Annotated in this window: 1 protein-coding gene; it reads left to right on the top strand. The window is 79.9% G+C overall.

Annotated elements, in window-relative coordinates:
- A partial coding sequence (locus GTR00_RS21360) for a GGDEF domain-containing protein (protein ID WP_166613512.1) occupies window positions 1-1,158 on the top strand: 1,158 nt, incomplete at both ends.

Raw genomic sequence — 1,158 nt, 5'->3', positions numbered from 1 at the left:
CGCTGGGCCCACGCCGACCGGCTCACCACCCTCGTGGGCCTGGCCGCCCTCCTCGGCGCCGGCGTCCCCTTCGCCGCGCGGTGGGCGCTGGGGCGCCTGCGCACCGCCACCTACGGGGTGGCGTCCGTGCTGTGGGGCGCCGGCGTCACCGCCGCCGGGCTGTGGCCCCACGCCGCGCTCGGCTCCCTGGACCTGCGCCCCGTGGCGCTCACCGCCGCCCTGGCCGGGATGCTCGGCATGGGCGTGCAGCACGTCCTCGCCGCCCGCGCCGGCAGCGACGACCCCCCGCTGCTCGTCGACGCCCTCATGCTCGGCAGCGCCCTCGCCGTCGCCGGCTGGGAGGCGCTCTCGCGCGCCGGCCTGCACGGCGGCGACGCCTGGCACGCCGGCACCGTCGTGCTGCTCCTCGTGGCCACCACCCACCTCGGCATCACCGTCGCCCTCGCCGTCGAGCACGCCCGGCTGCGCCGCGCCGCCCTGCTCGCTGGGCTGATGACCACCGCCACCGCCGTCGCGGGCGTGCACCCCGACCCGCACGTGCAGCACGCCGCCCTCGCGCTCGCGCTCCTGGCCGGCCTCGCCGCCGCCGTCGGCGCCCCCGCCGCCCCGCCCCAGCACGCCGGGCGCGCCGCCTCCCGCGCCGCGCGCCGCATGGAGATCGCCTCCCTGGTGCCCGGGCCGGTGCTGTTCGCCGACATCGCCCTCATGGTGGTCTGGCCGCGCCTGGACCCCGTGCTGTTCGGGCTGTACCTGTGGGTGCTGCTCACCTTCACCGTCCGGCACGCCACCACCGCCCGCGCCGTGGACCGCAGCACCGCGCGCCTGACCACCCAGGCCCTGCACGACGACCTCACGGGCCTGGCCAACCGCGCCGCCCTGCACCGCGCCCTCAACGGCCCCGACGGCCGGCAGTGCCTGGTGCTGCTCGAGCTCGCCGGCCTCGACGACGTCAACGACGTCCTCGGCGTCAGCACCGGCGACGCGCTGATCCGCGCCGCCGCCGACGAGGTGCGCCGCGTCGCGGGACCCGCCGGCGCCACCGCCTACCGGCCCGCCGGCGGCGAGGTCGCCGTCCTCGTGCCCGGCGACGTCGCCACCGCCGTGCGCCTGGCCGGCGACCTCGTCGCCGCCGTCGCCGCCGCCCCCGCCCGCGTGGAC

The organism is Kineococcus indalonis (genome assembly GCF_009906395.1).
GTDB classification, from domain to species: domain Bacteria; phylum Actinomycetota; class Actinomycetes; order Actinomycetales; family Kineococcaceae; genus Kineococcus; species Kineococcus indalonis.
This window is presented reverse-complemented; position numbering and strand designations above follow the sequence as displayed.